Annotated in this window: 20 protein-coding genes; 10 read left to right on the forward strand and 10 right to left on the reverse strand. The window is 71.4% G+C overall.

What is annotated here, in order from left to right:
- Nucleotides 1-3 precede the first annotated feature (3 nt).
- Complete coding sequence (locus F6X51_RS18810) at nucleotides 4-378, reverse strand: response regulator (RefSeq protein ID WP_150965211.1); 375 nt, start codon at nucleotides 376-378, stop codon at nucleotides 4-6.
- A gap of 82 nt (nucleotides 379-460) precedes the next feature.
- On the opposite strand from F6X51_RS18810, the gene F6X51_RS18815 reads away from it, so the two are divergent.
- A complete protein-coding gene (locus F6X51_RS18815) occupies nucleotides 461-754 on the forward strand; it encodes a DUF3572 domain-containing protein (RefSeq protein WP_150965212.1) in 294 nt (97 codons plus the stop codon).
- A 42-nt stretch (nucleotides 755-796) separates the two neighbouring features.
- On the opposite strand, the gene F6X51_RS18820 is transcribed toward F6X51_RS18815, so the two are convergent.
- On the reverse strand, nucleotides 797-1,687 hold the full coding sequence (locus F6X51_RS18820; protein WP_150965213.1) for a cell envelope integrity EipB family protein: 891 nt from the start codon (nucleotides 1,685-1,687) through the stop codon (nucleotides 797-799).
- Between the two features lie 110 nt (nucleotides 1,688-1,797).
- Nucleotides 1,798-3,651 carry an ABC transporter ATP-binding protein gene (locus F6X51_RS18825; protein WP_150965214.1) on the reverse strand — a complete coding sequence of 618 codons (1,854 nt, stop codon included), beginning with the start codon at nucleotides 3,649-3,651 and terminating at the stop codon, nucleotides 1,798-1,800.
- Between the two features lie 175 nt (nucleotides 3,652-3,826).
- Here F6X51_RS18825 and F6X51_RS18830 point away from each other — a divergent pair, with 175 nt between their 5' ends.
- The 5 genes from F6X51_RS18830 to F6X51_RS18850 all read left to right on the forward strand — a co-directional run bounded on the left by F6X51_RS18830 (nucleotide 3,827) and on the right by F6X51_RS18850 (nucleotide 7,042).
- Nucleotides 3,827-4,456, forward strand: coding sequence for a helix-hairpin-helix domain-containing protein (locus F6X51_RS18830; RefSeq protein WP_150965215.1), 630 nt, complete (start codon nucleotides 3,827-3,829; stop codon nucleotides 4,454-4,456).
- A 129-nt stretch (nucleotides 4,457-4,585) separates the two neighbouring features.
- Nucleotides 4,586-4,804, forward strand: coding sequence for a hypothetical protein (locus tag F6X51_RS18835; RefSeq protein WP_150965216.1), 219 nt, complete (start codon nucleotides 4,586-4,588; stop codon nucleotides 4,802-4,804).
- Nucleotides 4,801-5,355 carry a DUF3016 domain-containing protein gene (locus F6X51_RS18840; RefSeq protein WP_150965217.1) on the forward strand — a complete coding sequence of 185 codons (555 nt, stop codon included), beginning with the start codon at nucleotides 4,801-4,803 and terminating at the stop codon, nucleotides 5,353-5,355. Before F6X51_RS18835 ends, F6X51_RS18840 begins: the two co-directional genes overlap by 4 nt.
- 112 nt (nucleotides 5,356-5,467) lie before the next feature.
- Nucleotides 5,468-6,283 carry a metallophosphoesterase family protein gene (locus F6X51_RS18845; RefSeq protein WP_150965218.1) on the forward strand — a complete coding sequence of 272 codons (816 nt, stop codon included), beginning with the start codon at nucleotides 5,468-5,470 and terminating at the stop codon, nucleotides 6,281-6,283.
- A 180-nt stretch (nucleotides 6,284-6,463) separates the two neighbouring features.
- Entirely contained in the window at nucleotides 6,464-7,042 is a 579-nt protein-coding gene (locus tag F6X51_RS18850; RefSeq protein WP_150965219.1) for a hypothetical protein, read from the forward strand.
- A gap of 36 nt (nucleotides 7,043-7,078) precedes the next feature.
- Here F6X51_RS18850 and F6X51_RS18855 read toward each other — a convergent pair whose 3' ends face one another.
- From F6X51_RS18855 to F6X51_RS18865, 3 genes are all read right to left on the reverse strand, one after another.
- Nucleotides 7,079-7,708: a GNAT family N-acetyltransferase gene (locus F6X51_RS18855; protein WP_150965220.1), complete on the reverse strand. Its 630-nt coding sequence runs from the start codon at nucleotides 7,706-7,708 to the stop codon at nucleotides 7,079-7,081.
- Nucleotides 7,708-10,050 carry an Orn/Lys/Arg family decarboxylase gene (locus F6X51_RS18860; RefSeq protein WP_150965221.1) on the reverse strand — a complete coding sequence of 781 codons (2,343 nt, stop codon included), beginning with the start codon at nucleotides 10,048-10,050 and terminating at the stop codon, nucleotides 7,708-7,710. The genes F6X51_RS18855 and F6X51_RS18860 overlap by 1 nt, the downstream gene beginning before the upstream one ends.
- A gap of 95 nt (nucleotides 10,051-10,145) precedes the next feature.
- A complete protein-coding gene (locus tag F6X51_RS18865) occupies nucleotides 10,146-10,355 on the reverse strand; it encodes a hypothetical protein (protein ID WP_150965222.1) in 210 nt (69 codons plus the stop codon).
- 180 nt (nucleotides 10,356-10,535) lie between these two features.
- On the opposite strand from F6X51_RS18865, the gene F6X51_RS18870 reads away from it, so the two are divergent.
- Nucleotides 10,536-10,763 (forward strand): hypothetical protein, encoded by a 228-nt coding sequence (locus F6X51_RS18870; RefSeq protein ID WP_150965223.1) that lies wholly within the window; start codon nucleotides 10,536-10,538, stop codon nucleotides 10,761-10,763.
- A 117-nt stretch (nucleotides 10,764-10,880) separates the two neighbouring features.
- A complete protein-coding gene (locus F6X51_RS18875; RefSeq protein ID WP_150965224.1) occupies nucleotides 10,881-11,132 on the forward strand; it encodes a hypothetical protein in 252 nt (83 codons plus the stop codon).
- Nucleotides 11,133-11,170: 38 nt separating this feature from the next.
- Here the strand turns inward: F6X51_RS18875 and bla are convergent, their stop codons facing one another.
- The 3 genes from bla to F6X51_RS18890 form a co-directional block, all read right to left on the reverse strand.
- Nucleotides 11,171-12,040 (reverse strand): class A beta-lactamase, encoded by an 870-nt coding sequence (gene bla, locus F6X51_RS18880; RefSeq protein ID WP_150965225.1) that lies wholly within the window; start codon nucleotides 12,038-12,040, stop codon nucleotides 11,171-11,173.
- Nucleotides 12,041-12,106: 66 nt separating this feature from the next.
- Nucleotides 12,107-12,340 carry a hypothetical protein gene (locus tag F6X51_RS18885; protein ID WP_150965226.1) on the reverse strand — a complete coding sequence of 78 codons (234 nt, stop codon included), beginning with the start codon at nucleotides 12,338-12,340 and terminating at the stop codon, nucleotides 12,107-12,109.
- Nucleotides 12,341-12,458: 118 nt separating this feature from the next.
- On the reverse strand, nucleotides 12,459-12,764 hold the full coding sequence (locus F6X51_RS18890) for a GCG_CRPN prefix-to-repeats domain-containing protein (RefSeq protein ID WP_150965227.1): 306 nt from the start codon (nucleotides 12,762-12,764) through the stop codon (nucleotides 12,459-12,461).
- A 282-nt stretch (nucleotides 12,765-13,046) separates the two neighbouring features.
- Between F6X51_RS18890 and F6X51_RS28025 the strand changes: the two genes are divergently transcribed.
- Nucleotides 13,047-13,199, forward strand: a complete 153-nt coding sequence (locus F6X51_RS28025; protein WP_191970172.1) for a hypothetical protein — start codon at nucleotides 13,047-13,049, stop codon at nucleotides 13,197-13,199.
- Nucleotides 13,200-13,229: 30 nt separating this feature from the next.
- Here the strand turns inward: F6X51_RS28025 and F6X51_RS28690 are convergent, their stop codons facing one another.
- Nucleotides 13,230-13,787 carry a hypothetical protein gene (locus tag F6X51_RS28690; RefSeq protein ID WP_246696888.1) on the reverse strand — a complete coding sequence of 186 codons (558 nt, stop codon included), beginning with the start codon at nucleotides 13,785-13,787 and terminating at the stop codon, nucleotides 13,230-13,232.
- Between the two features lie 228 nt (nucleotides 13,788-14,015).
- On the opposite strand from F6X51_RS28690, the gene F6X51_RS18905 reads away from it, so the two are divergent.
- A complete protein-coding gene (locus F6X51_RS18905) occupies nucleotides 14,016-14,834 on the forward strand; it encodes a Crp/Fnr family transcriptional regulator (RefSeq protein ID WP_150965228.1) in 819 nt (272 codons plus the stop codon).
- Nucleotides 14,835-14,851: the final 17 nt, after the last annotated feature.

The following is a 14,851-nucleotide window of genomic DNA, read 5'->3' on the forward strand; positions in this document are numbered from 1 at the left end:
CGGTCATCGGCTCTCGTCAAGATACGTACGAACCGTTGCCAAAAACTTCGCGACCGAGATCGGCTTCGACAAATAGGCCTCGCACCCGCCTTCACGAATGCGTTCCTCGTCACCCTTCATGGCGAAGGCCGTGATGGCGATGACCGGGATGTCCTTGAGGTCGTCGTCCTCCTTCAGCCACTTGGTGACCTCGAGCCCCGAGACCTCGGGCAGCTGGATGTCCATCAGGATCAGGTCGGGGTGGTGCGCCCGGGCGAGCCCGATCGCCTCGATCCCGTTGGCGGTCTTGAGGGTGGCGTAGCCGTGCGCTTCGAGGAGATCGTTGAAGAGCTTCATATTCAGCTCATTGTCCTCAACGATGAGCACCGTCTTCTTCATGGCCCATTGTTCCCGGCGCGCACGCTGCTCATTCTTTACGGACTGTTCGTCCGTCCGCCCGCCTTGTAAGTGATACATGTTGATGAAACGCAAACCCGTTCAAGGTGATGATTCCGCTGAGCGCCTCGCGCTCGACGTCCTGGGCTGGCTCGTGGCCGACGAGGACCGGCTGTTTCCGTTCCTGAACGCGACCGGCCTCACCCCCGAGACCCTGCGGGCGAGCGCGGGGGAGCCGGGCTTCCTCGCGGGCGTCCTCGACCACGTGGTGGGGGACGAGAACGTGCTGACGGCCTGCGCCGGCGCCCTCGGCATCTCCCCGGAGGCGATCGCGACCGCCTGGCGCCGCCTCGGCCCCCCGGAGCCGGAGGATTTCTGAGGGCGCTCGCCCCGTCCCGGCGCCCCGGGAGGGCGGGCCGCCTCAGGGCGTGCAGGGGGTGCCCTGGATCTTGTCGATGTCGAGGCGGGTCATGTCGCCCAGGATGGCGAAGTCGCCGTAATCGAGCTTGAGGGCGCCGCTGACGCCGTTCTCGTAGAGGTCGAAGGTGAGGGTGTAGATCGGGGTGCGCTCGCCCTCCCCTTGCGTGAAGTAGCTCAGCGTCACGGGCCAGTGCGCCACCGCCGCCATCGGGCCGTCGCGCAGGGGCTTGTCGCGCTCGCTGCCCGCCGCGTTCGTCGGGGCCGCGACCTGGCGCCCGATCACCGCGAGGGTGTCGTAGACCTTGCGGCCGTCGTCCGAGCCGTCGAAGACCTTGGCGGAGAGCGTGGTCTCGCCCGCGCGCGCGGCCTCGACGAGGCGGCGCATGTGCAGGCTCGGGAACAGGACCGGGCCCTTCTCGCCGATCTGGTCGCGCTTGGGTTCCTTGATGCGCACCTTCAGGCCCTCCGCCCCGGCATCGGCCGTGCCGTCGATCGACGGGCTCGGGACGCCGTTGAGCACCGTGGTGGTCTTGAAGCGGAAATCGTGGCCGTCCGCGCTCTCGAAGGTGGTGTTGCGCAGGTCCGAGGTGCGGTTGCCGGTCTCGCCGCTGTCGAGCACCGTCACCTGCCGGGTCTGCATCGTGTAGCCCTTGCAGGCATCGCCCTTGAAATCGATGACGATCCGCCCGCGCGCGCTCTCGACCGCACGGGTGCCGCCGCTCGAGGAGAGCGCGAGGTCGTAGACCGCGCGGTGGCTCGCCAGGGCCACCGCCGCGGCGGCCTTCCGGGCGTCCCCGGTCGCGGGGGCGGCCGCGGGCGCCGCGGGGGCGGCCCCGGCCCATCCGGTGACCAGGCCGGCGGCGAGGAGGCGGGCGGAGGTGCGCAGCGTCATGGAATCTCCTGGATGATCCGGCCCGGGGCGGCTCCGGGCAGCGATCCGGCGCCCCGGCCGGGCCCACGGCAGATAGGATGCCGCCGGACCTGGGCAAAGTTCAGGCCGGATCAGCGGTATCCCGCGGCCTGGAGCTCGAACAGCTCGGCGTAGCGCCGGCCGAGGGCCTGCAGCTCCGCGTGGGTGCCGGACTCGATCACCCGGCCGTGCTCCAGCACGAGGATGCGGTCGGCCATGCGCACGGTGGAGAAGCGGTGCGAGATCAGCACCGCCGAGCGGCTCCGGGTGAGGTCGCGGAAGCGCTGGAACACCTCGTACTCGGCGCGCGCATCGAGGGCGGCGGTCGGCTCGTCGAGGATCAGGATGTCGGCCTCCCGCATGTAGGCGCGGGCGATGGCGATCTTCTGCCACTCGCCCCCCGAGAGGTCGACGCCGTCCTCGAAGCGCTTGCCGAGGGGCTGGTCGTAGCCGCGGGGCAGGCGCCGGATCACGGCGTCGGCGAGGCTGCGCCCGGCCGCCTCGGCGATCCGGCCCGCATCCCCCCGCGCGTCAATGCGGCCCACCGCGACGTTCTCCGAGGCCGTCAGGTCGAAGCGCACGAAATCCTGGAAGATGACCCCGATGCGGGCCCGCAGGGCCTCGAGGTCGTAGGCGGCGAGCGGCCGGCCGTCGAGGAGGATGCGGCCCTCGATGGGGTCGTAGAGCCGCGTCATCAGCTTGACGAGGGTGGTCTTGCCCGCCCCGTTCTCGCCGACGAGGGCCAGCACCTCGCCGGCCCGCAGGGTGAAGCTGAGATGGCGCAGGGCCCAGCCGCGGGCCCCCGGATAGCGGAAGCCGACGTCCTGGAAGACGAGGCCCTCCCGGATCGGCACCGGCATCGGCGCCGGATCGTCGGGGGAGCGGATCAGGGGCCGGACCTCGAAGAACGAGAACAGGTCCTCGAGATACTGCGCCTGCGAGGCGACGACGGAGACCCCGAGGAGCATGTCCTCGATCAGGCCGCGCAGGCGCTGGAACGAGCCGGCCAGGAAGGCGAGGTCGCCGATCGAGAACTGCCCCGCCACCGTTCGCCAGACGATGGCCGCGTAAGCGACGTAATAGGCCAGGGTCCCGAGGGCCGCGAAGGTGCCGCCCCAGGCCGCCCGGCGGATCATCAGGCTGCGGTTGTCGGCAAAGAGCTTCTGCGCGAGGGCGCCGAAGCGCTCGGTCAGGTAGCCGTTGAGGCCGAAGAGCTTGACCTCCTTGGCCGCCTCCACGCTGGCGCCGAGGTAGCGCAGGTAGTCGATCTGGCGCCGCTCGGGCGTGCGCGTCCAGGCCAGCCGGTAGCCCTGCCGGTTGAAGTACATCTCGTTCAGGAAGGCCGGAACCAGGGCGGCGGCGAGCAGCAGGATCAGCCAGGGCGTGAAGGTGAGGAGCCCGACCGCGAAGGACGCCAGGGTGACGAGGTTCTGCCCGAGCCCGAAGACCTGCGCGATCAGGTTGGCCCGGCCCGTGACCTGCCGCCGGGCGCGCTCCAGCCGGTCCTGCTGGGCGCTGTCCTCGAACTGGGCGAGGTCGAGGGCCGCCGCGTGGCGCATCAGCCGGAGGGTCGCGGCGTTGCCGTAGAGGTCGGCGATGAGACCGTCCACCAGGGTGCCGAGCCGTCCGAGGAGGTCGGTCAGGATCGCGAGCCCGAGTTCGAGGCAGACGAGGCCGGCGAGGCGCGCGAGATGCGGGTCGGCGAGCCACGCCTCCGGGCCGACCGGCGTGACCCGGGGGCGGGCGTGCTCGGCCACGATCGCGTCGAGGATGAGCTTGGCGAGGTAGAGCATCAGCACCGGCAGGCAGGCGCGCACCAGCCGCAGGGCGAGGCTCGCGGCGAACAGGCGCGGGCTCGCGGCGTGGACCTGCCGGAACAGGGCCGGGAGGTAGCGCAGCGTGCCGGCGCGCTCGCGGAACCAGGCTCTGATCGCGGGGGACAGCATCGGCGCCGACCATGGCGCCGGCCGGGCCTCGCGTCGATCCCGGCGCCTCGGACCTGCTGCCGCAGCCACGGCCGGACCGGCACCCACGCACAGGCAAAACGTCGGGCCGGTTTGCGGACGATCTGATTATGCTTATGTTAACTAATCAGAAAATCTCGAACATCAGGGAGGCGCGATGCTCAGCGGCTCAGCAGTCTTGCGGGTTTCGTTGCTGCTCATCGCGGCCGGCAGCCTCGCCGCACTGGTGCAATTCTACCGGCCCCAATCGGGGGGCGAGAGCACGCCCGCGCCGCGCGGCACCGCGCCGGCGCGGCCGATGCCGACCGATCCGGGCCGCGGCGAGGTGCGGCGCGTCGAGCCGCCCCCCGCTGCGGCCCGGCCCCCCGCGCCCGCCCCTCCCCCGATGGCCGAGACCGCTCCGGCACCGGTGCCCAATCCGGCGCCAGTGCCGGTGCCGGCCCCGGCGCCGGTCCCCGAGATGCAGCCCGGCGACATGGCCCGGATCGCCCCGCCGCCTCGCACGGCCCCGCCCCCGCCCGCGGCCCCGCCGCCCGCGCCCGATACCGCCGTCACCGGGGGCGAGGCCGGCGAAGCGGTGGCGGAGGGGGCGAACCCGCGGGCCGTCTCCCTGGTCGACCTCAACACCGGCTCGCTCGCCGATCTCAACCGCCTGCGCGGCGGCGGCGCGATCGGGCGCGCCATCATCCAGCGCCGGCCCTACAACTCGGTGGACCAGCTCCTCAGCAAGCGTGTCCTCAGCCGCGCCACCTACGAGCGGATCAGGGATCAGGTCACCGTGCAGTGATGCGGCCGGAGGCCCTGCGAAGGGCCGCGAAGTCGGGCCTGCGCTCTGGCGCGGCCCACGCGGCGTGCCTATGGTGCGGCAAGCGCGATCGAACGCAACGATCGCTCCGTCGCAGGCGAGGACAGTCACATGCTCACCCAAACCGGCAGCAGCGCGATCCTGCGCGATGACCTGGGCGTTCAGGAGACCACGGAGACGGACAACATCGTCCGCTGGGACGGCGAGAAGCTCTACGTGGAGCACGACGTCTACCACAACGGGCAGCTCGTCCACCGCAAGTACCGCCGCAACGTCTCGGAGCCCGTCGCCCGGGCGCTCCTCGCCCTGGTCAACCGCGCCAAGCAATGAGGCGAAGGCCGGCCCCGGGGCGCCGGACGCTGGGGCTCTGCGCCCTCGCGGTCGCCCTGGCGGGACCGGCCGCCGCGCAGGAGGGCGCCCGCCGGGCGGGCGAGCCCGGGGCCGGCGGCCCCCAGGTGAACGTCCGCTACGTGGCACCGGAGCGCTTCACCGACGCCGAGAACCGCTTCGGGTCCGGCCAGTCCCTGCGGGCGACGCTCGCCGAGATGACGCGCATCCTCCAGGATCTCGGGCGACGCCGCCTCCTGCCCTCGGAAACCCTGGACCTCAGCATCCTCGACATCGACCTCGCGGGCTTCGAGCAGCCGGGCGCAATCCTGCCGACGGGCCTGCGGGTGGTGCGCGACGCGACCCCGCCGCGTATCCGCCTCGCCTACACGCTGCGGCGCGGCCGGCGCGTGCTGGCGCAGGGCGAGGACATCGTCACGGACATCAATTTCCTGCTGACCAGCAACCCGCGCTTCTCCAGCGGGCCGCTCTACTACGAGCGCGCCGTGCTGCGGGACTGGTTCGCCCGGAGCTTCCCCGAGGGGCGCGGCTGACGGAGGCGGTATCCGGGCCCGATCACGCCCCGGAGACCGACGCATCCGGAAGCGCGGCCGCGCCGTTATGGTCGAGCCCGCCGCCCGCCGGAGCGGCGCAGGAAGGACCGCCATGCGGCGCATCGCCCAGATCTCGGACCTGCATTTCGGCCGCACCGACCCGGCCGTGGTGGAGGGCCTCGTCCGGGACCTGAACGCGGACCCGCCGGACCTCATCATCGCGTCCGGCGACTTCACCATGGCGGGGCGCCGCGTCGAGTACGGCGAGGCCCGGCATTTCCTGACGCGGCTGCCCAAGCCCTGGATCGCGGTGCCGGGGAACCACGACATCTCGCCCTTCCACCTGGCGCAGCGGTTCCTCCGGCCCTTCGCGCGCTACCGGCGCTACATCGCGCCCGAGACCGAGCCGACCTTCCAGGACGCGGAGATCGGCGTCGTCTGCCTCAACACGGTGCGGACCTGGGCGCCCGAGCGCGACTGGTCGCAGGGCAAGATCCGCCGCTGGCAGATCGCGAGCGCCGCAGCCCGCCTCCGGGCGATGCCGCCGCACCTGTTCAAGATCGTGGTCGGCCACCATCCCTTCATGCCGCCGCCCTGGGACGAGGAGGCCCGCCTCGTCGGCCGCGCCGACAAGGCGCTGGCGGCCTTCCGCCGGGCCGGCGTCGGGCTGACGCTCGCGGGCCACCTGCACCGGCACTACGCGCGCTTCGCCGAGGCGGACGGCGACGGGCCGGAGCGCGTCGCGGTCGACCGCGGCCAGATGCAGGGCGGCCGGGGACGGCTGCTGGCCGTGCAGGCGGGATCGGCCACCTCGACGCGCCTGCGCGGCAACGAGCCGAACGCCTACAACCGCATCGTGATCGCGGACGGGCTCGCCACCGTCACGGTCCGGCTCTGGAGCGGCAGCAGCTGGGAAGACGCGGCCTGAGACGAGACCAAGTCTCCGATTTCCGCCTGACAACATTTGTTATGAAGACCTTTGTACGGAACTGACCGTTCCCGCTCGTCTTGATATCGACACAAATCAATACTCAAGATTTCACAGGAATGATCATGGTTCTTGATCGTGACGATTGTTCGATGCGTCACGCGTGCGTTGGAGTGCTCCATGAGAACATTGGGGATGGCGGTGGCGGCAGCGGCGCTGGGCTGCCTCGCGGGGATCCAGGCGGCGGAGGCGGCGCATTGCCGGCCCGGCAAGTTCTACAGGCCCTCCCGCGGCATCTGCGTCACCGAGTCGGCCTTCCGGCGCGATGTCCGCCAGGTTTCGCATCGCCAGCGGGCGAGCCGGCACGCCGCGCGCCGGGCCGAGCGCGTCCGGGTCGTCTACGTGGAGCGGCCGGTGCCGGTCTATGTCGAGCGCGCGGCCCCGCACCCCGCCGAGACCGCCCCGCCGGCGATCGTGCGGGCGCCGACGACGCCGGTCCCGGCTCCCATCGCCCAGGTCGCGCCCGCCCAGGTCGCGCCCGCCCAGCTCGTTTCCACTCAGGTCGCGACCCCGCAGGCAGCCGCGACGCATGCGGTCGCGACGCAGGCGGCCTCCGCGCAGCCCGCCCCGGCCCCGGCCGCGACCCGTCCGCCGGAGACCGAGGTGCGCACGATCGCGGCGATCCCGTTCGAGGCGGTGGGCCAGCAATCCCTCAATCCGCTCCCGCCCAAGACGCGCGGCTGGGAATGGTCGCGCTGAGCGCGGCCCCCGCGCCGCCTCAACCCGCTTGCCGCGTCACCCCTCCGTCCAATCGTGCCCGGCGACCACCGCCTCGATCGGGCGGCGCCAGGTGGCCGGCTGGTCGGAGGAGCCGGTGCCGAGGGCGCACTGGACCATGACGCTGTCGCACCAGCGCCCGAACTTGTAGGCGACGGAGGGCAGCATGCCGACCCGGGCGAACCCGCAGGCCTCGTGCAGGCGCAGCGAAGCCTCGTTCTCGGCGTCGATGTAGCCGATCATCTGGCGGTATCCGCCGGCCGCGCAGGCCTCGATCAGGGCCGGCAGGAGCTTGCGGCCGATCCCGGCATGCAGGTGCCCGGGATGCACGTAGATCGAGTGCTTGAGGGTGTAGCGGTAAGCCGGCCGCTTGCGGAACGGCACCGCGTAGGCGTAGGCCGCCACCGTCCCGCCCCGGTCGGCGACGAGGTGGGGCAGGCGCTTCTTCCGCATGCTCTTGCGCCGCTGCTTCAGCTCGTCGGGCAGCAGGCGGTCCTCCTCGTAATCGCCGACATCGCCGATGCCGCGCCCGATATGGTGAGCGTAGATCGCCATCATGGCCGGGACGTCGGCGTCGGAGGACGGGCGGATCACGATGTCGGGACAGGCGGCCGCGGGGGGCACCGCCGCGATCGAGCCCCCGTCCATCAGGCGCCCTCGCGCAGGACGTAGGTGTGGAAGCGGATGCGTCCGTCCGGGTCGACCTCGCGGTAGACGCCCTGGATCTCGGCCTCGAAGCCCGGGAACAGGTTGGCGGAGCGCTCGAACATCTTGAAGTAATCCAGCATGGGTTTGGCCCGCTCGTCCAGCCGCTCGCCGGGCAGCACCGTGCCGATCCCGGGCGGGTAGACCAGAAGCAAGGTCGTCGCCACACGGCCCTCGGCCTCGGCGATCGGCACGTAATCGACCTTGTTGCGGGTCAGCATCTGGGCCGCGTCCTTGGGCGGCATCACCATCTCGGGCAGGTGCCCCGGCTCGAACTGCCTGCGCTGGAGGGCCGAGGTGCCGGCCTCCCGGTGGAAGGCGTGGAGATCGGCGCAGAGGTCGCGCAGGCGCACGCCCCGGTAGCGGTTCGGGCGGCGCCGGACGAATTCCGGCATCGCCTCCTCGAGGGGCGCGTTGTCGTCGTGCAGCCGCTTGAAGGCGACGAGGCCCGAGATCAGCGTGCCGGCCTTGGAGGATTCGACGCCGGGCGTCAGCAGGAAGAGGAGCGAGTTGAGGTCGTTCTTCTCCGCCACGATCCGGTTCTCGCGCAGGTACTGCGCGACGATCGGGGCGGGCACGCCGTGCTCGGCGTAGTCGCCCGTGCGCCGGTCGAAGCCGGGGGTCAGCACCGTCAGCTTGTTCGGGTCCGTCATGGCGTAGCCCGGCGCCACGTGGGTGAAGCCGTGCCAGGCCGCCCCCGGCGCCAGCTCCCAGTAGCGCGGATCGCTCGCGAGCTCGTCCGTCGAGACGCTCTCCCACGGGACCTCGCCGCCCTCCGGCCCCGTCACCACGTCCGGCACGAAGGGATCGAAGAACCAGCGCTGGACGGGGTCGTCGCGCTCCTCGAACTCGCGCCGGATCGCCCGCACCTTCTTGCGCCACTCGATGCCGAGCCGGATCGTGTCGTCCCACAGGATCATGCCGGAGCGCCCCTTCATCATCTGGGCGCCGACGTCGAGGGAGGCGAAGAGTGGGTAGAAGGGCGAGGTCGAGGCATGGACGAGGAAGCTCTCGTTGAGCCGCCGGTGCTCGACGCGCCGGGTCTGCCCGCGGATGTGGCTGTCCTTGGTGTGGATCTGCGAGGCCTGGCTGAAGCTCGCGAGCTGCTTGTGGGTGGACTGGGTGGCGACGATCCCCGGCGAGGTCTCGTCGAGCCCCCTCAGCCCCATGGCGAAGCGGCCGGCGAAGAGCGGGTGGAACTTCATGAAGCCCGCCCAGGCCTCGTCGAACAGGATGTAGTCGCAGAGATGCCCGATCTTCCTCAGGATCATCTGGGCGTCGTAGATCGTGCCGTCATAGGTGCATTGCTCGATGACGGCGACGCGGAAGGGCCGCTCGCGGCGCCAGGCCTCCTTGTCGGTGACGAGGGGGTTGCGGCGGATCTTCTCGCGGATCGCGGTCTCGTCGAGCGCCTCGCTGTAGATCGGCCCGATCAGCCCGTAGGGGTTTCGGTCGGTCTCGAGGAAGACCGGGATGCCGCCGCCGAGGAAGAGCGCGCCGTGATGGGCGGCCTTGTGGTTGTTGCGGTCGAACAGGACGAGGTCGCCCTCGGCCACCAGGGCCGAGAGCACGATCTTGTTCGACGCGGAGGTGCCGTTGAGGACGAAGTAGGTCTTCTCCGCCCCGAAGATCTGGGCCGCCTCCTTCTGGGCCTTCAGGGCCGGCCCCTCGTGGGTCAGGAGGTCGCCGAGATCGAGCACCGAGTTGTCGAGGTCGTCCCGGAACACCGCCTCACCGAGATGCTCGACGAAGATCCGCCCGATCGGCGAGCGGTTGTAGAAGATGCCGCCGTTATGGCCCGGGCAGGTCCAGAGCTGGTTGCCCTTCTCGGCGTAGTCGACGAGCGCCCCGAAGAAGGGCGTCTTCAGGGTCTCGGCGTACTGGGTCACGCGGGAGACGAGGCCGCGGGCGATGAATTCGGGGGTTTCCTCGGCGAGGAAGATGTAGCCGTCGATGAAGTCGAGGAGCTCGACCGGGATGTCCTCGAGGCGCTTGCGCCGGACCATGATGACGATCGGCATCTCGAGGCCGCGCTTGCGCATCATGTTGATGAGCGCCGCCGCCTTGCCGTCGAGGCCGCGCTTGCCCCAATCCACCACCATGCAGCCGATGGCGGCGTCGGTCTGCACCGCGATCGCCGCGTCCTCGACCCGGCGCGCCCGCACCACCTCGAAGCCGCGCCCCTCCACCGCCGCCACGATCTGCTGGACCCGTACCCCCTCGAGATCGTCCGGATCGAAGTTGGGCGCGCTGATCAGCACGGTGAAGCGGCGGTGGAAATCCATGGTGCTACGGCCCCCTGAGCGTCGAGGCGCGCACCCTTAGGCGGGAGTATGACGCTCGCATGACGGGGCCGGGCGGCCGCCGGCGAACCGGGGCGCTACGCCTTCGCCTTCCCGCTCGACCTGCCCTTCGACGTCCCGGTCGACTCGCGGGCGAGGCGCTCGGCGCGCAGGCGCTGGGTTCTGGCCTCGATGGCGTTCTGCGTGGCCTCGTGGTCGGCCCAGGCGGCCGCGCCCGCGATGCTGCGCTCCTGCTGCTTGGCCGCACGGGTCTCGGCCCGGTCGCGAATGCCGCTGTCGTTGGCCATCTTGGCTCCTCTTGCTGAGACAATCAGTTCTCTGCAGATAGGGCGCGGAGCCGAAAAGGCTCACCAGCGCCGCGCCTGGACGGGGCCGGGCCTCCGCCGGAACCCTGTCCCCGGCTCGCGCCTTCTCCCCGGCGAGGATCGTCAGGAGACGCGCCCCGGAGGAAGCCCAGGAGAGACCCGATGACCCGCGAGCCCGACAGGCCGCGCCCACCGGCCGGACCCGCATCCACGCCCCACCCGCCCGGGCGGCAGACCGGGGCGGCCGAGCCCGGCCCGCATTCCCCGCCGCCGGCCCCCGGGAAGGGCGCGGGGCCCGAGAGTGGCGCGGGTCCGGAGAGCGGCGGCTACGAGAAGGGCCAGCGCGACCCTGCGCCCACCAACCGCAAGGGCGGCTACGGCGCCGGCTGACGCGCTGGAACCTTCGGTGCCGCGGAAACCTTGCCGACGCGGTCCCGCCGACCGGCCGCGCCCGGTGCCGACCGGCACTGGGGCCGGCGAGGCGGCACGGAACCGGGGAGAACGCGCATGAGCTTCGGCGTCACCGGCCTTCATGGCCTGGAACAGACCTTCGCCGCGGAGGTCATCGCGGAGGGTGAGTTCGGCGTCAGCGTCCGCCAGGGCGGGGATCAGATCGTGCTGATCCGCTTGCGGGACGGCTCCGAGGCCAATGCGCGTGCGCTCGCCGCCCTGCTCGCCGAGAAGGCCAGCGCGGTGATGACCCCCTCGGTGGTCCAGGCGATGCTCGACGAGGCGATCACGCCCGGCCCGGCGGTCTGAGGCACGGCCACCCGGTTCCATGAGGCGCCGGCTTCGGCTCAGCGCAGGACGAGGAGAGCCTGGCCAACCTCCGCGATGGTGGCATTACGGGCCTGGCTCGGGGCGGTGGATTCGGTGAGATAGGCCGCCACCAGGATGTCGCCGCCCGGCGGCGAGAGGATGCCGACGTCGTTGGCGGTGCCGTTCTCACCGGTGCCGGTCTTGTCGCCGACGCGCCAGTCTCGCGGCAGGCGGGCGCGCAGGCGCGTCTCCCCCGTCTCGTTGTCCCGCAGCCAGCCGACGAGCCGCGCCCGGGACGCCGCGGACAGGGCCGGGCCGAGCAGAAGCCGCTGCAGGGTGTCGAGCATCGCCGCCGGCGAGGTGGTGTCGCGGGGATCGCCCGGGCGCGCCTCGTTGAGGTCCGGCTCGGTGCGGTCGAGGCGGGTCACCGGATCCCCGAGGCTGCGGAGATAGGCGGTGAGGCCCGCCGGCCCGTCGATGGCACCGAGCATCAGGTTGCCGGCGGTGTTGTCGCTCAGCGTGATCGCGGCGGCGCAGATCTCATCCAGCGGCATCCCGTCGGCGCCGACGCGGCGTTCCGTGGCCGGCGAGTACGGGACGAGGTCGGCGGCGGAGAAGACGACGCGTCGCTCGAGGCTCTCGCGGCCGGCATCGACCCGCGCGAGGACGGCCGCGGCCGCCAGGAGCTTGAACGTGCTGCAGAGCGGGAAGCGCTCGTCGGCGCGATGCCCGGCTCGGAGACCGGTCCGGCGGTCGAGGACGGCGACACCGAGCCGACTCGCGCTCCGGCCCTCGATCTCGGCGAAATGGCGCCGGAGCGCCTCCGACGTGTCCGCGGCCTGCGCGGACGCGTGCCAGGCCTCGACCGCGCCCAGGATCGTGAGGGCGAAACCCCGTCTGCTCAGCATGCCGAACTCCTCGCCTGACCGGCCGCGGACAGCGCCCCACCGTGTCGCCGAGAGGGCGGACGGGGTTCAGGCGCGGTGGCAGGCACGCAGCGGCTCGGGGATCCGCCAGGACGGGGCGACGTCGAGGAGCGCCAGGACCGTGTCGCCATGGTCGGTCGCGTAGGAGAGCGTGTATTCCGCGTGGCGCAGGCTGACATAGTCGAGGTCGACCACGTTCGTCGCCGCGCCGAATTGCTGCTCGAGGCCGTTCACCAGGATCTTGAAGGTGTGTCCCGAGAGATGGAATTCGAACTTCGTCATGATCGTTCTTCGTCAGGTCTGCGCTGTGGATGTCTCGCGCCGGCACGCGGCGGAGCTTGCGAGGCGGGATGGGCTGCGCGACGCGCAGCCCCCCGCGATCGCCGGAGAGGCCGGCCGCTCAGTAGAACGCCCGGGGTCCGTAGAAGCCGTAGGGCCGATAATAGGGCCGCGGGCGATAGTAGCCGTAGCCGCCATAGACCACGGGGCGGCGCCAATAGGGGCGCGGGCCCCAGTTCGGACGGCAGCGGCCCCAGGGGTTGAGGTGGGCGCCGGGCCCGCAGGCCCAATCGACCGTCTGGACCAGGGCCTCCCCGCCCGACCCGGCGAGCGGGGCCGCCGGCAGCGGGGCCGCCTGCGCGACCGTCGAGACACCAAGGCTGCCGGCAAGCACCGCAGCCATCCCGAGCACCTTCACGTGCATCATGACATGACCTCCTCAGATGTCCGGCAACGGCCTCGACCGTCCGGGCAAGAAGAAGCTGCGCCCCTGCAAATGAACCGTTCCTGACGCAACCTTGACTGTTTTGCGGCATTGCGCCGGTGACCCGCCAGGAACGCTCGCCGCTGCACAGTCCCGTGGCGCCCGCGGGCTCAGTTGCGACTAGGGCGGTGGAGCCGGCCCCGGCGCGGCCAGGACCATCGTGATCCGCATCACAGCGCGGCGTCGGCCCCGGACGCAGGGTCCGCTCCAGATGGAGCGGAAGCCATGTCACGTCGCGTTCTCGGCCTCTTGGCCCTGCTGTTCGTCACCGACGCCATTCTGGTGCACGGGCGCGGCCCGCGGCCGATTCCGATCGTCTATCCGGAGGGAGCCGATGCGGCCCGCCCCTATCGCCAGCACGGCTTGCCGCTGACCTGACGGGCGGATGCCGGCTTGGGTGCCCGCAGCCTACGCATCGTCCTCCGGCGCGAAGACCTCGCCCTCCTCGGCGAGCCGCGTGTTGGCCTCGTCGGTCTTCAATTCCAGGAGCGCCCGATGCTCCACGAGCAGGCGCCGCATGGTCCGATTTGCGTCGGAGCAATCGGTCGCCTCAGGCGCGTCAGAGGCGCATCCCGCGATGGTCTCGTCAGCCTGCCGGTCGACCAGCGCGCGATCCGCGAGGCTGAGCGCCCTGAGTTCCCCGAATCCGAGTTCGCGCGCGACCTCGGCGGCGATCTCCTCCCGCTTGGCCTTGAGGGCCGCGACCCGCGCGCCGGAGCGCTCCTCCGGGTCGAGCCGACCGGACTGGCGGGCAAGGACCCGGCGCCAGCCCGGCGGCGGTGCCGTGCCGCGCAGGCGCATCCGAGCCTCGACGCTGGCGAGCACGATCTGCCAATGCTCCGGGCTCAGTTCGGGAATGGCTCCGCTCAAGCCAAGGTTGTGTGCTGCGAGGCGGGCAGCCTCCTCCCATTCCGGGGCGAGGTCGGGCTTGTCGATCGGGACGGAGACGATAGGCGTTTCAGGCATGCCGCAACCCTTCGAGGACGGGCGGTGATACTAGCGCCGATTGGCTGGAGGTCACCCATTCGTCCGCATCACCGGGTTTCCAGCCCTCGCCGGCGCCGGTGGGCGGCCGACCCCGAAGCCGGCCCGATGATCAATACTCCGTGACGATTTGTGGATGCATTGATTCTGAGGCTACCACTCTATATGGATTTTGCTGTACAGTGAGTTTCCCCGTAGGGACCGACCCGCGTGAGCACCGCCTTCGTCCTCAGGCTTCAGTATACGACGCTGCTCTCGGAGAGGGAGCGCTCGGCCCTCGAGCATCTTCCGAGCGAACCACAGCTGTTCGCCCCGCGCGAGAACATCGCGCCGCCCGGCGAGACGGATCGTTTAGCCCTGGTGCTGAGTGGGATCGCGGGCCGCTACAAGCTGCATCTCAACGGGAACCGCCGGATCGTCTCCCTGGCGCTCCCGGGCGACCTTTGCGACATCCAGGCGCTCGAGACCGGCCTGCGGGGGCTGCCCCTGCGCGCCCTCACGCCCTGCACGGTCGCCAGCCTCCCGCGCAGCGCCCTGACGGGCCTTGCCGCCGAGCATCCGGGGATCGCCCGCGCCCTGTGGCGCCTCGCGCTCGCGGAGCTGAGCACCGCGCGCGAATGGCTCGTCAACGACAGCCGCCCGGCGGAGAAGCGGATGGCGCATCTCCTGTGCGAGCTGCTGGTGCGTCTGCGGGCGATGGGTCTCGCGGGGGAGAGCAGCTTCGAGTTGAAGCTCTCGCAGGTGGACCTTGCGGAAGCGATCGGGATCTCGTTCGTCCACGTGAACCGCATCCTGCAGTCGCTCCGCAGCAGCGCGCTGATCGAGCTGAACCGGCCCGTCCTCAGCGTGCCGGACGTGGCCCGCCTGAGGGCCTTCGCCGAGTTCGATCCGACCTACCTGCAGCTCGGCGGCGCGGGCAATCCGCCGCTCGGGCCCGCCCAGCCGCGGCAGCCGGCTCCGAACTGGGAGCCGATGCCGCCGCTCCGCCGCGCCGCGGACGAGCGCGGGCCGGTGGCGACCCCGAGCTGATCCCGCGGCGCGCCCGC

It is taken from the genome of Methylobacterium planeticum, assembly GCF_008806345.1.
Lineage (GTDB): Bacteria > Pseudomonadota > Alphaproteobacteria > Rhizobiales > Beijerinckiaceae > Methylobacterium > Methylobacterium planeticum.

Excerpts from the sequence above, each read along its gene's own strand:
- F6X51_RS18810 (WP_150965211.1), bottom strand. The coding sequence starts at position 378 with ATGAAGAAGACGGTGCTCATCGTTGAGGACAATGAGCTGAATATGAAG.
- F6X51_RS18815 (WP_150965212.1), top strand. The coding sequence starts at position 461 with ATGAAACGCAAACCCGTTCAAGGTGATGATTCCGCTGAGCGCCTCGCG.
- F6X51_RS18820 (WP_150965213.1), bottom strand. The coding sequence starts at position 1,687 with ATGACGCTGCGCACCTCCGCCCGCCTCCTCGCCGCCGGCCTGGTCACC.
- F6X51_RS18825 (WP_150965214.1), bottom strand. The coding sequence starts at position 3,651 with ATGCTGTCCCCCGCGATCAGAGCCTGGTTCCGCGAGCGCGCCGGCACG.
- F6X51_RS18830 (WP_150965215.1), top strand. The coding sequence starts at position 3,827 with ATGCTCAGCGGCTCAGCAGTCTTGCGGGTTTCGTTGCTGCTCATCGCG.
- F6X51_RS18835 (WP_150965216.1), top strand. The coding sequence starts at position 4,586 with ATGCTCACCCAAACCGGCAGCAGCGCGATCCTGCGCGATGACCTGGGC.
- F6X51_RS18840 (WP_150965217.1), top strand. The coding sequence starts at position 4,801 with ATGAGGCGAAGGCCGGCCCCGGGGCGCCGGACGCTGGGGCTCTGCGCC.
- F6X51_RS18845 (WP_150965218.1), top strand. The coding sequence starts at position 5,468 with ATGCGGCGCATCGCCCAGATCTCGGACCTGCATTTCGGCCGCACCGAC.
- F6X51_RS18850 (WP_150965219.1), top strand. The coding sequence starts at position 6,464 with ATGAGAACATTGGGGATGGCGGTGGCGGCAGCGGCGCTGGGCTGCCTC.
- F6X51_RS18855 (WP_150965220.1), bottom strand. The coding sequence starts at position 7,708 with ATGGACGGGGGCTCGATCGCGGCGGTGCCCCCCGCGGCCGCCTGTCCC.
- F6X51_RS18860 (WP_150965221.1), bottom strand. The coding sequence starts at position 10,050 with ATGGATTTCCACCGCCGCTTCACCGTGCTGATCAGCGCGCCCAACTTC.
- F6X51_RS18865 (WP_150965222.1), bottom strand. The coding sequence starts at position 10,355 with ATGGCCAACGACAGCGGCATTCGCGACCGGGCCGAGACCCGTGCGGCC.
- F6X51_RS18870 (WP_150965223.1), top strand. The coding sequence starts at position 10,536 with ATGACCCGCGAGCCCGACAGGCCGCGCCCACCGGCCGGACCCGCATCC.
- F6X51_RS18875 (WP_150965224.1), top strand. The coding sequence starts at position 10,881 with ATGAGCTTCGGCGTCACCGGCCTTCATGGCCTGGAACAGACCTTCGCC.
- bla (WP_150965225.1), bottom strand. The coding sequence starts at position 12,040 with ATGCTGAGCAGACGGGGTTTCGCCCTCACGATCCTGGGCGCGGTCGAG.
- F6X51_RS18885 (WP_150965226.1), bottom strand. The coding sequence starts at position 12,340 with ATGACGAAGTTCGAATTCCATCTCTCGGGACACACCTTCAAGATCCTG.
- F6X51_RS18890 (WP_150965227.1), bottom strand. The coding sequence starts at position 12,764 with ATGATGCACGTGAAGGTGCTCGGGATGGCTGCGGTGCTTGCCGGCAGC.
- F6X51_RS28025 (WP_191970172.1), top strand. The coding sequence starts at position 13,047 with ATGTCACGTCGCGTTCTCGGCCTCTTGGCCCTGCTGTTCGTCACCGAC.
- F6X51_RS28690 (WP_246696888.1), bottom strand. The coding sequence starts at position 13,787 with ATGCCTGAAACGCCTATCGTCTCCGTCCCGATCGACAAGCCCGACCTC.